The sequence below is a fragment of the Aeromicrobium sp. genome (assembly GCF_050700635.1).
GTDB lineage: Bacteria > Actinomycetota > Actinomycetes > Propionibacteriales > Nocardioidaceae > Aeromicrobium.
In genome coordinates, this window is record NZ_JBOHDT010000014.1 from 1 (window position 1) to 13509 (window position 13509).

The following is a 13509-nucleotide window of genomic DNA, read 5'->3' on the forward strand; positions in this document are numbered from 1 at the left end:
GGTGTAGACGGACTGCATGAAGTCCTTGGACGCATGCGTGCTGCGCATCGCGTACTCGTCGGACTCGGACCACTTCCATTCGACATCGCCACCGGCCATCCAGTCGAACAAGGACCCGATCTGGCCATCGTCGTCGGCGATGTAGCCGTCGGCCGACACTGCCGCGCAACCCATTGCCGGCAGGCTGATCATCCGGGTGACCCACGGGTCACGCACCTCGGACTCCTCGGTGCTCGAGGCCGGCATCCGCGCGAAGGCCCGATACGTGTTGGCCCCGAAGACCATCCGCTGCTCCTCTCCGTACAGGGCGTGACGGTGGTCGAGGAGCTCGGGGCCTTGCTTGCCCCAGTAGCCGGTCCAGTTGCCGCTGGCGGCGCCGAAGCCGTCGAGGCTGGAAAAGACGTCGACGGTGTAGGTAGCGGTCATGGTGCTCTCCTCGAGTAAACGCCTCACTTACGGGCAGAGTGTTCCTCATGAATCCGGAGATGCCCGCAGATCTGCTCGCCCACGCGCTCGCGGCCAAGGGATTCATGCCGGAGGACGAGGGGGCCTTCCTTCACAGGATCGCGCACGAGCGACTCTCCCACGGACCCGCATTGGAGATCGGGACGTATTGCGGCAAGTCCGCGATCTACCTCGGCGCGGCCGCGCGCGAGATCGGCGGGTCGGTGCTCACGATCGACCACCACCGCGGTTCCGAGGAGAACCAGGCCGGCTGGGAGCACCACGACGCGTCGCTCGTCGACGACGAGCTCGGCCTCATGGACACCCTCCCGGTCTTCCGGAGGACCGTCGCCCGCGCCGGTCTCGAGGACCAGGTGACCGCGGTCGTCGGCCGCTCGACCAGCGTCGCCACGTGGTGGCGAACCCCGGTCAGCCTGCTGTTCATCGACGGCGGCCACGCCGAGGTGCACGCCCAGAACGACTACTCCGGGTTCGCCCACTGGGTGATGGCCGGGGGCGCGTTGGTGATCCACGACGTGCTTGAGCGACCTGAGGACGGCGGCCAAGCACCGTTCCATGTGTGGCAGCGAGCCGTCGGCTCCGGGTGCTTCGAGTCGCGCGAGACGGTGGGATCGATGCGGGCGCTAACGCGTACCCGGGGCGACGCCGGCGAACCGGTCGGATGACGGGCAGTCGCACTCCAGAGCGATCTCGTCGAACTCCACGCCGATCTCGTCGCCGGTCATCACCCCCGCGCCCGGGGTCGTCCCGGTCAGCACGTCCCACGCGAGGATAACCGCCGCCGCGGTGTAGGTCGTCTGCTCCTGCGGCCAGTTGACGTTCTCGGGGAAGACAAGGCCGGTCCAGTACCCACCGGTGTCGGTGCGCAGGTGCTGCATGTCCGCGAAGAGCATCGAAGCGCGGTTGTCACCGATCGCCGCCAACGCCATGACCAGCTCGCAGGTCTCCGCGCCGGTGACCCAGGGGTTCGTGCTGACGCAGCGGATCCCGAGCCCGTCGACGACGAAGGTGTCCCACTGCGAGGCGATCCTCGCCTCGGCCGCTGGTCCGCGCACAGCGCCGCCCAGCACCGGGTAGTACCAGTCCATCGAGAAGACCGACTTGTCGAGGAACTGGTCGCGGTGCTCCCGGAGTGCGTGCCCGAGACGGCCGCCGGCGAGCTCCCACTCCGGCTGCGGCTCATCCATCACGTCTGCGAGAGCGACCCCGGCACGCAGTGCTTGGTAGATGCTCGAGCTGCCCGCGAGCAAGGCCTCGCGATTGACCTTCGCAGGACCGTTGGCGTCCCACTCGCGCGCCCAGGCGATACCACCGAACTGAAGCTGCAGGTCGACGACCAGGTCCAACGCCCGTCGTACCACCGGCCACATGCGCTCGAGGAATGCCCGGTCGTGTCGGATCGCCCAGTGGTGCAGCACGCCGACGGCGAGGTAGGCGACCATGTTGGACTCCGTGCTGTGGTCGTCGACAGCACCATTGACGGTTTTCATGGGCCAGGAGCCGTCCGGTCGCTGGGTGCGGGCGCACCATTCGTACGCCGCAGCGGCAGCGTCCAGCTGGCCACCCACCACGAGCGCCATCGCGCCCTCGACGTGATTCCATACGTCGGTGTGCTCGCCGGTCGTCCACGGGATCGCCCCGTCCGACTCCTGCATCGCGGCGATGCTGGCGGCGGTCTCGGCGATCTGTACCGGGGTCAACACGGAACGTCATCCGGCTTGCGCAGGTACACCACCATGCTCTTGCCGATGAGCGGGTTCAGCGCCTTCTCGGCCAGGCGCGTGGCCGTGCTGTAGCGGGGCGTCTTCATGATGTCCCAGACCAGCACCTGGTGGTAGGCCCTCACGAGCGGGTGGTCGTCGTTCTTCACCCCGACAGCACACTTGAGCCACCAGTACGGCGAGTGCAGGCCGTGCGCGTAGTCGATGCCCTCGAAGACCATGCCGGTGTTCTCGAGCTTGCCGATCAGCTCCTTGTCGGAGTAGATCCTGATGTGACCGCCGGGGTTGCTGTGGTAATCGTCGGAGAGCTTCCAGCAGATCACCTCGGGCAGCCAGCGGGGCACGGTCACGGCCATCGTGCCGCCCGGGCGCAGGACTCGGACCAGCTCGCTGATCGCCTGGATGTCGGCCGGGATGTGCTCGAGCACCTCGGCCGCGACCACCCGGTCGAACTCGGCGTCGGCGAAGGGCAGGGCGAGGGCGTCACCCTCCTTGATGTCCGCGGAGGCACCCTCAGGAACCTCACCAGCCTCCTTCATCGCACCGAACAGCTCCAGGACCCCGCCCAGCTCGTCGGCGTCCTGGTCGAACGCGATGACGTCCGCGCCGCGGCGGTACATCTCGAACGCGTGTCGTCCGGCACCACAGCCCATGTCGATCACCCGGTCGCCGGACAGCAGCCCGAGCCGGTCGAAGTCAACGGTCAACACGGTCGATCACCTCTTCGTAGGCCGCGGCCGTGGCCCTTGCCACCGCACGCCAGCTGAACATCTCCAACGCTCGTTGCCGGCCGGCTCGACCCATGGCCTCCCGGCGCTCCGGATCGTCCAGCAGCTCGGCGATCGCAGCCTCGAGCTTGCCGACGTCCCCGGGAGCCACCAGGGTCGCGCAGGCGCCGTCGTCGCCGACGACCTCGGGGATCGCGCCGACCCGGCTGACGACCAAGGGAGTGGCGCAGGCCATCAGCTCTGCCGTCGGGAGGGAAAAGCCTTCATACAACGATGGGACACAGGCGAGCTCAGCCGAACCCATCACCTCGACGAGCTCGGCGTCGCTGATCCCGTTCACGAAGGTCACGTCGTCGGCGATGCCCAGATCGTCGATGAGTCGCTCGGTCCGTCCGCCCGGCTTGAGCGAGGTGACCAGGAGCAGCTCGACGTCACGCTCGGTGCGCAGCTTGGCGAACGCCTCCAGAAGCGTGGCGATTCCCTTCATCGGCGCGTCCGCGCTGGCCATCGCGACGATCCGGCCGGCAACTCGCGGAGCGGTGGGCGGGACGAACCCGTCGTCGACACCGAGGATGACGACCTCCAGCCGCGACGGGTCGACACCGAAGTCCGTCACGATGTCGCGCCGGCTCGACTCGGAGACGGTGAGGATCTTCGGAAGCTGCAGGGCGACCTTCTTCTGCATCCGCAGGAAGCCGTACCAGCGACGGAGGCTCAGCTTCTTGTGGAGGGTCGGTGCGTTCGCGATGTCGAAGCGGCGGTCGACGGTGATCGGGTGATGGATAGTGGCGATCAACGGGAACCCCTGCTCGACGAGGTCGAGCATGCCGTAGCCCAGAGCCTGGTTGTCGTGGACGATGTCGAAGTCGCCCCTGCGATCCTTCATCAGCCGCGCGACGCGTTTCGAGAAGGTGTTGGGCTCGGGAAACCCTGCGGTCCACATCGTCAGGACCTCTTCGACATCGATGAGGTCGCGGAACTCCTTCGGCTTCGGCATGCGGAACGGGTCGGGGTCCCGGTAGAGGTCCAGGGACGGGACCTTCGTCAGCGTGACCCCTTCGTCCAGCTCGGGATACGGCTGGCCCGAGAACACCTCGACGGTGTGGCCAAGCGCCACCAGCTCACGGCTGAGATGGCGGACGTAGACGCCCTGACCGCCGCAGTGTGGCTTGCTGCGGTAGGACATGAGTGCGATGCGCAAGGGCCGCCTCCGGTTGAGCAGGTGGGATCGGTTCTATCATTCGGCCCTTAGCGAGCCGCTCCGCGGCCGCTGTTCCCGGGGTAGAAGGCGTGGGTGGCCGTCACCCCGCCGTCGACGACGAACTCACTCCCGGTCGTATAACCGCTCTCGTCACCGGCCAGGTAGACGTACAACGGCGCGATGTCCTCGGGCGTACCCACCCGCTCCAACGGGACACGGGTCGCTCCCCACTGCATCGCCGCGTCGCCGCCGTGCGCCTGGGTCATCGGTGTGTCGATCATCCCCGGGTGCACCGAGTTGACGCGGACGCCATGGGCGCCGAGCTCGACCGCGGCCGCCTTGGACATGCCGCGGATCGCGAACTTGGTCCCGGTGTACGCCGTCAAGGACGCCATCCCGGCGAGCCCCTCCACCGAGGAGCAGTTGATGATCGAGCCCTGCCGGTTCTGCTTCATCGACGGCGCGACGGCTCGCATGCCGAGGAAGCAGCCGCGGAGGTTGACGTTGATCAGCAGGTCGAAATCGTCCAGCGGCATCGTGTCGACCTCGCCGAACCGCAGGACGCCGGCGTTGTTGACGAGGACGTTCACCGGCGCCCCGAGTCGCTCCTCGGCCTCCGTCACCAGCCTGTCCCAGGACGCCGGGTCACTCACGTCGTGGTGGCTGAAGGACGCGACGTCACCCAGCTCGTCCGCCAGGGCAGAGCCGGCGTCGTCGGCCACATCGGCGATGACCACCCGGGCGCCCTCAGCCACGAATGCGCGTGCGATGGCCGCGCCCTGACCTTGGGCACCACCGGTGATGATGGCGTGCTTGTCCTTGAGACGGGACATCATTCTCCTAGAGGGTGAGGATGGAGTCGGCCGCGAACGAGACCTCCGGGTCACGGTCGGCGAAGAAGCCGCCGAGCTCCTGGTCGAGCTCCTCGGTCGACCAGAGGTCGGCTTCGGTGTCGAACCGTTGCTCGACGACGGGGGCGGCCAGGAGCGCCACCATCCCCCCGTAGACAACGAACACCTGGCCAGTGATGCGGTCAGCCGCCGGCGACGCGAGGTAGGCGACCAGCGGTGCCACGTGGTCCGGGCTGTAGGGGTCGATCGCGCTCCCGGACTCGTCGAGTCCGAACACGTCGGCGGTCATGGCCGTGCGGGCGCGGGGGCAGATGGCGTTCGCACGCACGCCGATGCGGGACAGGCCTCGCGCTGTCGACAGGGTCAGTGCGGTGATGCCCGCCTTCGCGGCCGCGTAGTTCGCCTGTCCGGGCGAGCCGGTGAGGAACGCCTCGGAGGCGGTGTTGATCACGCTGGCGTCGACTTTTCCGCCGGTCTGTTTCGACACCTGTCGCCAGTGAGCTGCGGCGTTCCGGGAGAGCAGGAAGTGGCCGCGCAGGTGAATCCGCACGACCACGTCGAACTCGTCGTCGGACATGTTGAACAGCATCCGGTCACGAGTGACCCCGGCGTTGTTGACCACGATGTCCAGGGAGCCGAAGGTCTCCAGGGCGGTCTGCATGATCAGGTTCGCGGTGGACGTCTCGCCCACGTCACCAGGCGCGAGCGCCACCTCGGCGCCCAGGGACTTGATCTCGGCGGCGGTCTCGTCGGCGGCTCCCGGCAGGTCGTTGAGCACCACCCGGGCACCGGCTCGCGCGACCGCGAGTGCCTCCGCGCGTCCGAGGCCCGCACCCGCACCGGTGACGACGGCGACCCGGCCGTCGAGGGAGGTATCGCTCATCCGGGGTCCCCGGGAAAGCACGAGCGCAGCGAGGGCTTTTCTGGGGTGGTCATGCGTCCTCCACGATGCGGAGTGCCGACTTGGGACAGGAGGCGACGGCCTGCTCGACACCTGAGCGGTTCTCGCCGGTCACCGTCGGGTCCTCGATCTGCAGGTCGTCGTCGTCATCGAGCGCGAACACGTCCGGCGCCATCGCCTCACACAAAGCGTTCGACTCACAGACGTCGTAGTCGACCTCAACCCTGGCCATGCGGTTCTCCATTTCCGTGGGCTTCGGGCCCGTCAATACTAGAACGTGTTCTAGTCTAGCCCAGCGCGGTCAGTTTTGACATGTCCCAGTCACCCTCGCCCCTGGTCAGGTTGACGACCAGACTGTTCCGGCTCAGCTGCTGGTTCTTGTCCTTGCCGGTGCCCGCGGTCGTCGTCTGATTCAGGAACACCAGCACCTTGGCCTTGTGATCGGTCGCGTTGATGATCGCCGAGGACACCACGACCGCCTCGAGCACGATCTCGTTCTTCTCCGTGTTGGCCCGGACCTGCGCCATGGTGGCGTCGTACTCCTTGCGGAAGGAGGGCGTCATCCGGGCCCGGGCGACCTCCATGTCGTTCGCCAGGGTCTTGTGGCTGTACGACAGCGTGCGCTGGGTCAGGTCCGCGGCAGCGACCAGCACCTGGGTCCGGGCGTCGTCGCCGACGAGCGAACCGCCGGGGGCCACCGCCGACGACCCTTGCTCCGCGCGCCACCAGGAGACCCCGACTCCGGCAGCAGCGAGGAGGACGAGCGCGGCCAGAATCAGCGTCAGCCGGGTCCGCACGAACGACCGGACCTCCTGCAGACTCGGGACGGCCAGCCTCGACCCCTCCGCGTTCTCCTCGACGGCAGGTCCCGGCTCGGAACTGCGCTGGGGTAGCGGCTTGGGCTTGGCCTCGGGCTTGGGTTGCGGCTCGGCCTCGACGAGCGGAGGCAGGTCCGACTGGCAGTACCGGCAACGGGTGGCGGCGGCCTTGATGGTCTCCGCACAGAAGGGGCAGACGCGTTCGTCGCGCTTTCGTGTCAACACGGCTCAGCCCACGAACTCGAGCTGGGAGACCAGCCAGCGGCTGTCCTCCTTGACCATGGAGAGCTTGATCCGCCAGGACCGGTCCTCGATCTCGCCCTTCGTGCCCTTGTTTCTCACCTTGCTGCCCGCCGCCACGAAGACGGTCGCGGAGTCGGTGTCGACCTCGCTCAACCCGACCTCGGCGACGCTCCCTTCGGAGAACGACTCCTGGCTGGCCGCGGACTCCTTCAGGGACTCCAGGGACCCCTGGTACTGCTTCTTGAAGGCCCCGGTCGCGCCGTCGAGCACTCGGCCGGACAGCTCGTCCATCTTCGTGTGGTCGATCGTCAGGAAGGCCAGGGTTTCCGTTCGCGCAGCACGCCTGATGTCGGAGTGCTCCTGCGCCCGTTCCTCGGCCGGCGTGCTGCCAGGCGCGGCCGCGCTGCCTCGGACGGCGAAAAGCACCAGCCAGGCGAGCAAGCCCACCAGCAGTACGGCCAGCACTGAGTTGATCACCAGGGGGTTGGTGAATGATCTGCGGTTCACTTGTCTCCTCCGCGGGGTGGTGGCGCGTGCTTCATCCCCCGCATGTTGATGGGCGGCCCGGAAGCGCACTCGACGGGGAAATACGGCTCGAAGCTGTTCTCCGACGGGAGAGGCGGAGATGTCGCCTTCTCCTCCTCCGAGGTTGGTCGCCACTGTCCTGGCGGAAGGTAGCCGTCCGTGCACGGCTGCGGCTCCTGGTTCAGGTTGAGGTTGACGCGCCCGAACCCCTGGCCATCATCGTTGAAGGCGAGGGCCGAGGGGCCGGCCGCGATCAGGCGCGGGAAGGTGACGAGCAGCTGTTCGAGCGCAGGCAGTCGATCGACGAGGACGTCCTGCACGCTCACCAGGTGGGTCAGGAACGGCGGCAGCACCTCCCGAAGGTCACGGACCATGCGCATCAGCTCGTCTGCTGCGGGACCTGCGTCGGCAAGGACACGCCGGATGTCGGCGTCGGAGGCGGCCAGTGTTCCGGTCACAGCTGCAAGGTCGCGGGCGAAGGAGCGGATGTTCGCTGAGTTGTCCGCCTGGGTCTGCAGCACCGTCTGGGAGTTGTTTAGCAGGTCGACCGTCGCTGATTCGTTGGCCCGGGCGGTCTGGATGAACTTCTGCGTGTCGTCGACCATCGAACGCAGGGGCGTCGCGTTGTCGCGGAACATGGTGCCGAGCTCGCCGACGACCGTGTTCAGCTCGGCCCCGTTCACGCTCGAGACGAACCGGCTCAGGTCCTGCAGGAGTACCTCCTCCGACAGGGGGAGGCTGTCCTTGGTGCCCCGGACGGTGTCGCCGTCCTGCAACATCGGCCCCTGCTTCGACACTGGCTCGAAGGAGAGATACTGCTCGCCCACGGCGCTGAGGTTGTGCACGTACACGGGCGCATTCGCGGGCACCCGGGCGTCGTCGTTGAGCGCGACGTCGACCTTCAGCCCCTCGCCGTCGACGGACATCTTCGACACCTTGCCGATCTTGACGCCGCGATAGGCGACCTCGCTCCCCTTGAAGAGACCGCCCGACTCCGGCAGGAGCACGTGCACCGTGTAGCCACGCCCGAGGATCTGGTCGACGACGCCGAGGTACGAACCACCGATGTACACCAGCCCCATCGCGCTCAGGAGCACGAAGGCGATCAGCCTGATCTTGATCCCGCGTCTCATGACGACCCTCCCCCGAGGAGTCCGTCGAGGAACTGATCGTCGGACGACCCACCCGATCCGCCCCCGGCCGGTGCCGGAGAGGGATTCAAAGGGTCCGGCGAGCCCGGCGTGGCCGGAGGGGACCCCTGCTGGGGCCCGCCAACGGCTGCGTTCGGGTCGGTGCACAGCGGCAACGAACCGAGCAACGCGCAGAGCTGGTCGATCGCCTCGCCACCCGGGGCACAGATCGGCGCGAGCGGCGTCGCGCGGCACAAGGTGTTGAGATCATCGAGCGTCGTCGGCAGCAGCCCGCCCTCGCTCACCGGGGTGAGCTTGATCTGCATCTTGAACACGACGTTCGCGAAGTCGCCACGGATGGTGTCCGCCGCGTCGACCGGGAACGGGTAGCTGGCTGCTGCGACCGCACCCGGAACGAGCGACTTCCCGGTGTCGGAGAGCTCGCGGAGCACGGGCTCGAGGTGGCGCAGCTCGGCCACGAGGTCGTCCTTGGTCTTGTTGATCACACGGGTGCCGACCACCCCGAGCTTGTCCAGCTCGGAGAGCATCCGGACCAGCTCGGTGTGCTGGTCCCGCAGCACGTTGATCGCGGGCGCAGCCGCATCGAGGGCGTCGCCGATGGTGTCCTTCTCCGCGACGAGGGTCTTGCTCAACCCGTTGATCGACTCCATCGCCTCCACGATGTCTCCCCGCTGCGAGTCGAGAGTGCCGACCAGGGTGTTCAGCCTCCCGAGGACGTCTCGGATCTCGCCGGTGCGGCCCTCCATCATCACGTTCAGCTCCTGGGTGATGGTCTGGAGCTGGCCGATGCCGCCACCGCTCAGCAGGACCGACAGTGCACCGAGGACCTCCTCGACCTCGGGATTGCGGCCGGTGCTGTCCATCGGGATCACGTCATTCGGGCCGAGGCGTCCGGTGCTTGCGGGTGCCTGATCGGAGTCCGGAGCCGGCGCGGGCGGCGACAGTGCGACGAACTTCTCGCCGAGCAGACTCGTCTGACGGATCTGGGCCTCCGCGTTGTCGGGGAGCTCGACGTCGTCGCGGACCCGCATCTTGACCCGTGCGTGCCAGCCGACCCTGGAGACGGACTCCACCTGTCCCACCGGGACGTCGCCCACCATCACCGCGGACCGCGGAACCACGTTGAGCGCATCGGCGAAGTCGGCGCTGACCACGAAGCCGTCGTCCTCGCTCACCTTGTTGCCGGGGAGTGGCAGGTCGTAGATGCTGTCGAAGGAGCAGCCGCTCAGCAGGATCGCCAGTACCACCGCGAGCGTCATGCGCAGTTTCATGACGCTCTCCGAGCGGGGGCGGATCGATGTCATCGGCGATCACCCCCCAGCAGCTCCCGCAGGGAAGGCGGACCGCTCTGCGGTGCGGACGGTTCGATCTCCGGGGTGGTCGGGGCCGGCGGCTCCGGGGCCGCGGCCGCGCTTCCGGCCTCGCCCGAGGTCGCGGGAAGCAGCGGCTTGAGGAGTGTCTCGAGGATCGGGCAGACCGCGTCCGACCCCGAAGGGCCGGCGTTCGTCACGATGGAGCACAGGAACTGGTCCAACCGGTTGAAGGTCGGACCCACCTGCACGCGGGAGCCGAAGGTGCCCGTACTGGGCTCGAAGGCCACGGCGAGGTTGCCCAACGCCAGCGCACCCTTCTGAGTCACCAGCCCGACGGAATCCTTCTGGCGATCCACTCGCTCGAGCAGGCTGCTCAACAGCTCGACGTCTTTCCCGAGAACCTTGCGATTCTCCTTCACGAACCCCTCGACGGTGCTGAGTACCTGCGCCAGGGAGGCGAACACCTGCTTCAGCTCATCGCGCTCGCCCTCGAGCTGTCCGGACACCGAGGCGAGGTCCCGCAGAAAGGCCTCCACGGTGGTGTCGTTCGCCGCCAAGGTGTCGGTGAGCTCCGCGAGCGCACGGACGTTGTCGAAGAGCGGACCACGGTTGCGTGCGAACGTGTCCGCCGCCTCCGACATGTTGCGGATCGTCTTGGACCCCAGCTCGCCATTGCCGTCGAGTGCCTTCGCACCCGCCGTGAGCAGGTTGTCCAACGCCCCGTCGGTCGAGCCGGCCTTCGGTCCGAGCGTCACCGAGAGGTCGTCCAGCGCCCGGTACATGCGATCGAGCTCGATCGGCGTCTGCGTGCGTGTGAGCGGGATGGCGCCGCCGTCGGGCAGCGCGGCTCCGTCGGCGTATGCCGGGAACACCTGGACGTAGCGATCCGCCACGAGCGTGGGCGTCACCACCGCGGCCTTGGCGTCAGCCGGAAGCTTGTACTCCTGCTCGTAGGTCATCTCCACGCGGACGCTGTTCCCGTCCGGCACGACCGCGGTCACCTCTCCGATCCGCACCCCCATCACCCTGAGGTCCGTGCCCGGATACACCGCCACCGCACGATCGAAGTGCGCAGTGACGGTCCGCGACCCCTCACCGGGGAGGATCAGGAACCCGAGCACCAGCAGCACCACGACGGCCTGCGCCCCCAGTGACCACCGGGTCATGTTCTTCCAGCTCACTGGGTACCCCCTGGGGGACCGGGCTCGAACGCAGGGGTGAAGACCTCGAGGATGTTGGGGACGTAGGCGTCGAACCACGGACCGGTGCCGATGACGTTGCCGAGGATGTTGACATAGGGCCCGTAGTTGCGCAGGAGCTCCTCGATCTCGTCCTCACGCGCATGCAGGAAGGTCAGAACATTCTTCAGCTTGTCCAGCGTGGGGCGGAGCTGCGTGCGGTTGTCCTTGACGAGGCCGTCGATCTGGACGGCCAGGTCATTGGCGTTGACCAGGAGCTCGTGGATCGTCTGCTTGCGCCGCTGCAGCTCCTGGAAGACCAGGTCGGCCTGCTGCATCAGCACCACGAGATCGCCCTTACGCTCGTCGAGCAGCCTCGTGACGTTGCGCGAGCGCTTCAGCAGCTGCTCGATCTCCTGGTCGCGCGACGCGATCGTCTCGGAGAGACGGGACAGGCCGGTGAAGCTCGAACGGACCTCGGGGGCGGAGGCATCGACGGTCTCGGCCAGCGCGTTCAGCGCTCCGGTGAGGTTCTCCTTGTCGGTCTCCTCGGTCTGCGTGGTCAGCTGGCCGAGTGTCCCGACGATGTCGAAGGCGGTGTCCGTGCGCGACAACGGGATCGTGGCGTCATCGGGCAAGGTGCCGCTGCCCTCCGGCGTGATGTTCAGGAACTTCTCCCCCAGCAGGCTCTTCACCTCGACGCTGGCCCGCGTCGATCTGCCGAGGGTCGCGTCCTTGACGTCGAAGTCGGCGATCACCTTCTCCGGACCGATTCGCAGCTTGTTCACCCTGCCCACGCGGATGCCTGCGACCTGGACCTCACTGCCGGTTCGCAGACCGCTCGCGTCGGTCAGCTCCGCGTGATACGTGGTACCGCGGAAACCCGGGAACCTCTGCAGGTTGAACGACGCCGCCATCACGGCCAGCAGCAGCACCAGCGAGATGGTGCCCATCTGCAAGACCTGGGAGTCGCTTCGACGTGCCATCACTGACACCTCTGCGCTTTGCTGACCATGGTGAATTCGGACATGTACGCCTGCACGTCCGGCGGCAGCGCGTCCATCAGCTCGCTGGGCAGCACCACACCGCCCTGGAACTCGCAGAGGTAGTAGTTGTACCAGGAGCCGTACACGCCGATGCGGGTCTGTGCCGCGAGCATCTCCGGGAGCTTGTCGAGCGTGTTGTCCAGGTACTTCTTGTTCTCCGGCTTCGCGAGGATGGTGAACAGCCGTCGCAGCTGGACGACGTCCTCCTTCAGCAGTGGTCGGCTCTCCGTCAGCAGGTCGGCCACCTTCTCGGAGACCTCGGAGATGTTCGCCAGCGACGAACCGATCACCTTTCGGTCCTTGGCCAGGTCGCCGAACCACGACCGCATGCTGATGATCAGCTCGTCGAGCTCCTCGTGGTGGTCGTCGACGGTCTTCGTCAGCGTGCTGAGGTTGGTGATCACCTCGCCGATGAGCTGGTCGCGGTCGGCCAGCGTGTTCGTGAGCGACGCCGTGTTGGCGAGCAGCTCCTGCACCGTGCCGCCCTCTCCCTGGAGGACGCGCACGAGGTTGATCGACAGCTTGTTGACGTCCTCCGGGTTCAGGGCGGCGAACAGCGGCTGGAAACCGTTGAACAGCGCGGTCAGGTTGATGGCCGGGGTGGTGCGGTCGATCGGGAGAGTGGCCCCGGCCACCAACCGTGGCGCTCCCTCCTTTCCCTCAGACAGCGACATGTACCGATCGCCGATCAGGTTGAGGAACCGGATGTTCGCACGTGAGTCGCGCGTGAGCGGGACGCCGTCCTCGACCTCGAAAGCCACCAAGGCCTGGTGGCGACGGTGGATCTCGACGTCGGTGACCTCGCCGACCGCCACACCGGCGATCCGTACGTCGTCACCCGGTTTCAGCTCCGAGGCGCTCGCGAAGACCGCCTTGTACTCGGTCTTGGAGCCGAAACCGAGGCCGCCCATGATGATGACCAACCCGCCGGTCACCACGAGCGCGATCAAGGTGAAGATGCCGAGCTTGACGGCGGCCAGGATGAAGGTGCTGTCGCGACGGTTCATCCGATCCCCCCGTCCTTCGCATCCTTGTCGGTCCCGTCGTCCAAGTTCATGAAGCCCGCTGGCTTCTTGTAGTTGTCCGGCAGTCCGAGGCACCACGGCCCGTGGCCGACCTCGCCGTACACCGGCGCGTCAGCCGCGGTGTACGCCGACCGCTGAGGTGCGCCGAGTTCGAGGGTCTGATGGATGATGTCGTTCTGGAAGACGTTCTTGGTGTTCGGGATCTGGCGGTCGAGCCCGGTCAGTAAGCACGGGATCTCGGGCGAGTAGGTGTCCAGCAGGGCCAGCAACGGTCGGCCCGTGCGTGTCTGGGCGACCAGCCGCTTCTCGTTCTCCGACAGGGTGACCCGCGTCGTGCGGGACA

15 protein-coding genes and 1 pseudogene are annotated in these 13509 nt (G+C 67.3%); 1 reads left to right on the plus strand and 15 read right to left on the minus strand.

Translation table 11 applies throughout. The features are described 5' to 3' along the window. Window positions 1-426 (minus strand): annotated as a pseudogene (locus ACRDPN_RS01065) (hypothetical protein); the annotation flags it as partial. A gap of 47 nt (window positions 427-473) precedes the next feature. Between ACRDPN_RS01065 and ACRDPN_RS01070 the strand changes: the two are divergent. Continuing rightward, on the plus strand, window positions 474-1130 hold the full coding sequence (locus ACRDPN_RS01070; protein ID WP_431445474.1) for a class I SAM-dependent methyltransferase: 657 nt from the start codon (window positions 474-476) through the stop codon (window positions 1128-1130). Here ACRDPN_RS01070 and ACRDPN_RS01075 read toward each other — a convergent pair. From ACRDPN_RS01075 to ACRDPN_RS01140, 14 genes are all read right to left on the minus strand, one after another. Further along, window positions 1089-2168, minus strand: a complete 1080-nt coding sequence (locus ACRDPN_RS01075; RefSeq protein ID WP_431445475.1) for a prenyltransferase — start codon at window positions 2166-2168, stop codon at window positions 1089-1091. The two genes, ACRDPN_RS01070 and ACRDPN_RS01075, sit on opposite strands and share 42 nt — an antisense overlap. After that, the gene (locus tag ACRDPN_RS01080) at window positions 2162-2896 is read right to left on the minus strand and encodes a class I SAM-dependent methyltransferase (protein WP_431445476.1); all 735 of its coding nucleotides are present in this window, start codon (window positions 2894-2896) and stop codon (window positions 2162-2164) included. The genes ACRDPN_RS01075 and ACRDPN_RS01080 overlap by 7 nt, the downstream gene beginning before the upstream one ends. Continuing rightward, window positions 2883-4115, minus strand: a complete 1233-nt coding sequence (locus tag ACRDPN_RS01085) for a glycosyltransferase family 4 protein (RefSeq protein ID WP_431445477.1) — start codon at window positions 4113-4115, stop codon at window positions 2883-2885. The genes ACRDPN_RS01080 and ACRDPN_RS01085 overlap by 14 nt, the downstream gene beginning before the upstream one ends. Window positions 4116-4162: 47 nt before the next feature. Next, complete coding sequence (locus tag ACRDPN_RS01090) at window positions 4163-4948, minus strand: SDR family NAD(P)-dependent oxidoreductase (protein ID WP_431445478.1); 786 nt, start codon at window positions 4946-4948, stop codon at window positions 4163-4165. Window positions 4949-4955: 7 nt separating this feature from the next. After that, window positions 4956-5849, minus strand: a complete 894-nt coding sequence (locus ACRDPN_RS01095) for a 3-oxoacyl-ACP reductase (protein ID WP_431445479.1) — start codon at window positions 5847-5849, stop codon at window positions 4956-4958. A 49-nt stretch (window positions 5850-5898) separates the two neighbouring features. Further along, window positions 5899-6099, minus strand: coding sequence for a ferredoxin (locus tag ACRDPN_RS01100; protein WP_431445480.1), 201 nt, complete (start codon window positions 6097-6099; stop codon window positions 5899-5901). A 55-nt stretch (window positions 6100-6154) separates the two neighbouring features. Then, a complete protein-coding gene (locus ACRDPN_RS01105) occupies window positions 6155-6910 on the minus strand; it encodes a hypothetical protein (RefSeq protein WP_431445481.1) in 756 nt (251 codons plus the stop codon). 3 nt (window positions 6911-6913) lie between these two features. After that, window positions 6914-7435, minus strand: a complete 522-nt coding sequence (locus ACRDPN_RS01110; RefSeq protein WP_431445482.1) for a hypothetical protein — start codon at window positions 7433-7435, stop codon at window positions 6914-6916. Next, complete coding sequence (locus ACRDPN_RS01115) at window positions 7432-8586, minus strand: MCE family protein (protein WP_431445483.1); 1155 nt, start codon at window positions 8584-8586, stop codon at window positions 7432-7434. Before ACRDPN_RS01115 ends, ACRDPN_RS01110 begins: the two co-directional genes overlap by 4 nt. Continuing rightward, the gene (locus ACRDPN_RS01120) at window positions 8583-9875 is read right to left on the minus strand and encodes an MCE family protein (protein WP_431445484.1); all 1293 of its coding nucleotides are present in this window, start codon (window positions 9873-9875) and stop codon (window positions 8583-8585) included. The genes ACRDPN_RS01115 and ACRDPN_RS01120 overlap by 4 nt, the downstream gene beginning before the upstream one ends. A 29-nt stretch (window positions 9876-9904) precedes the next feature. Next, window positions 9905-11098 (minus strand): MCE family protein, encoded by a 1194-nt coding sequence (locus ACRDPN_RS01125; protein WP_431445485.1) that lies wholly within the window; start codon window positions 11096-11098, stop codon window positions 9905-9907. Beyond that, the gene (locus ACRDPN_RS01130) at window positions 11095-12081 is read right to left on the minus strand and encodes an MCE family protein (protein ID WP_431445486.1); all 987 of its coding nucleotides are present in this window, start codon (window positions 12079-12081) and stop codon (window positions 11095-11097) included. The genes ACRDPN_RS01125 and ACRDPN_RS01130 overlap by 4 nt, the downstream gene beginning before the upstream one ends. Next, window positions 12081-13148, minus strand: coding sequence for an MCE family protein (locus ACRDPN_RS01135; RefSeq protein WP_431445487.1), 1068 nt, complete (start codon window positions 13146-13148; stop codon window positions 12081-12083). The genes ACRDPN_RS01130 and ACRDPN_RS01135 overlap by 1 nt, the downstream gene beginning before the upstream one ends. Then, window positions 13145-13509, minus strand: a 365-nt coding sequence (locus ACRDPN_RS01140) for an MCE family protein (protein WP_431445488.1), incomplete at its 5' end; no start/stop codon positions are given. The genes ACRDPN_RS01140 and ACRDPN_RS01135, both read right to left, overlap by 4 nt.